This is a genomic window from Novipirellula sp. (assembly GCF_041583735.1).
Lineage (GTDB): Bacteria > Planctomycetota > Planctomycetia > Pirellulales > Pirellulaceae > Novipirellula.
Genome location: NZ_JBFHFD010000904.1, coordinates 1 through 2,616, shown reverse-complemented (window position 1 = coordinate 2,616; position 2,616 = coordinate 1). Strand labels below are relative to the sequence as shown.

Genomic DNA, 2,616 nt, shown 5'->3' with positions numbered 1-2,616 from the left:
TCCCAACAACGCCGGATTGAAAGATGAGCACAACGCTGACTGCCGAGACAAAAAGCAATTCCCGTGGGCCAGCCAGCAACGGAGCCGCGGCGACCTCGCCCGGTATGAGTCCGCGACTTTCGGCGATCGCAGCCGTGACGGGCTACAAGACCAATACGCCCGCGATGGATTTTTCAGAAACTCCGATGCAGGATCTATTCTGCGCCAATGTGTTTAGCAAAAAGGTGATGCAAGAGCGGCTGCCCAAGCCGGTATACAAGTCGTTGGTCAAGACAATTGAATCGGGTGAAAAGCTGGATCCGACCGTGGCTGACGCCGTTGCCTCGGCGATGAAAGATTGGGCGCTCAGCAAGGGAGCGACTCATTACGCACACGTTTTTTATCCGTTGACCGGTGCCACGGCGGAGAAGCATGACAGTTTCTTGTCGCCCGATGGCGAAGGGGGCTCGATCGCCGAATTCAGCGGCAGTCAGTTGATTCAAGGCGAACCGGATGGTTCGAGTTTTCCAACCGGTGGAATTCGGCAAACCTTCGAAGCTCGCGGCTATACGATTTGGGATGTGACCAGTCCGGCGTACATTTTAGAGAATCCGAATGGAACGACGCTGTGTATTCCCACTGCGTTTGTTTCGTGGACCGGAGAGGCGCTTGATAAGAAGACGCCGGTACTGCGTTCGATGCAGGCGCTAAACAAACAGGCTCAGCGGATCTTGAAATTATTTGGCCACGACGATGGTGCCTTCGTCGCCTCGACGGCGGGACCCGAGCAAGAGTATTTCTTGATCGACCGACACTTCTTTTTTGCTCGCCCCGACTTGGTCAACGCGGGACGCACGTTGTTCGGAGCCAAGCCGCCGAAGGGACAAGAGTTTGATGATCACTACTTTGGCGCGATCCCCGAACGCGTCTTGGCGTTTATGCTCGAGAGTGAACGAGAGCTGTTTAAGTTGGGGATTCCTGTCAAGACGCGGCACAACGAAGTCGCACCCGGCCAGTACGAAATAGCTCCGATGTTTGAATCGGCAAACCTTGCGACGGACCACCAGCAACTGCTGATGACGACGCTGAAACGACTTGCCGAAAAACATGGAATGACATGTTTGATGCATGAAAAACCGTTTGCGGGGGTGAACGGTTCGGGGAAACATGTGAATTGGTCCTTGGGCAGTCGTTCTCAGGGCAATCTGTTGGATCCCGGCGATACGCCACACGAAAACGCTCAGTTTTTGGTTTTCTGTGCCGCGGTGATTCGTGCGGTTTACAAGTACCAGGGATTGTTGCGAGCGGTTGTGGCGACCGCCAGCAACGATCATCGACTGGGTGCCAACGAGGCTCCGCCGGCGATCATGTCGGTGTTCCTGGGGGACCAATTGACCGACGTTTTTGAGCAAATCAAAGCGGGCGGTGCAAATTCGTCGATCGCAAAGGGGACGCTGACGGTGGGGGTGGACGTGTTGCCGCCGCTTCCCAAAGACGCGGGCGATCGCAACCGCACCAGTCCTTTTGCCTTCACGGGCAATCGTTTCGAATTCCGAGCCGTGGGATCGAATCAATCGATCGCCGGTCCGTTGGTGGCGATGAACACAATCATTGCCGAGTCGGTGGATTACTGCGCGACCCAATTGGAAGCAGCAACCGACGGGACGCCTGAATCGCTGCACAGTGCGATTCAAGTGTTGTTGACGGAGATCATGAACGAGTGTTCTTCAGTCGTCTTCAACGGCGATGGCTACTCGGATGCGTGGCATACCGAAGCGGCCAAGTTGGGGCTGTTGAATATGAAGTCGACGCCGGATGCGTTGCCGTACTTGCAATCACCCGAAGTGGCCGAGTTGTTCCAGAAGTATGGCGTGTTGTCAGGACGTGAGCTGGAAAGTCGGCTTGAGACTTATCTCGAGCAATATTGCATGTCGATCAATGTCGAAGCCAAGTTGACCTACAGCATGGCCAAAACGATGATCTTCCCCGCCGCGATTCGCTACCAGAACGAGCTGGCCGCGACCTGCACAAATCTAAAGATGCTGGGTTACGATTTTGACACCGACACGCTCGATGAGATGACATCGCTGGTGAAACAGTTGCAAGACAATGTCACGCTGCTGCAGAAGAAGATGGACGATGCGGTCGGCGGTGGACTGATCGAACACGCCAAGCATTGCGGCGAGGTCGTGCTGCCGGCGATGAATGCGGTGCGTGAGGTGGCGGACGAACTCGAAGGAATCGTCGCGGACGATATTTGGCCGCTGCCGAAGTACCAAGAGATGCTATTCATCAAGTAGTGAAGCGTCGCATCGATGTGGCGCATCGATGTGTCACGTCAAAACGTAGCGAAACTCGCCAAGAGTTTCGGGGATGGTGTGTGGGATTTTGTGGTAGCTACCTTCGCCAGAAGGTGGTGACTCGCATCTGCGCGGCAACGATCCACGCTCTGGCGAGCTTGGCTACAAAACGTCAAGACGGGCGATCCCAGGCCATGACAGGCTGGAAGCCTTTTTATACCCCAAAACTCATTTGCTTGAATGCAACGAAAGCTTCAACGATGGTCGAGAAACGGCTCATCCCACGCCAGAGAGTTTTTGAGCCGGGAGGACCCTGCGATTTTTTGTCGATGTAGCC

1 protein-coding gene is annotated in these 2,616 nt (G+C 55.1%); it reads left to right on the top strand.

The genetic code is table 11. From position 1 onward, the window contains the following. The first annotated feature begins 164 nt into the window (after positions 1-164). Positions 165-2,279, top strand: a complete 2,115-nt coding sequence (locus ABX962_RS34395) for a glutamine synthetase III (RefSeq protein ID WP_372726176.1) — start codon at positions 165-167, stop codon at positions 2,277-2,279. The last annotated feature ends 337 nt before the right edge of the window (positions 2,280-2,616 follow it).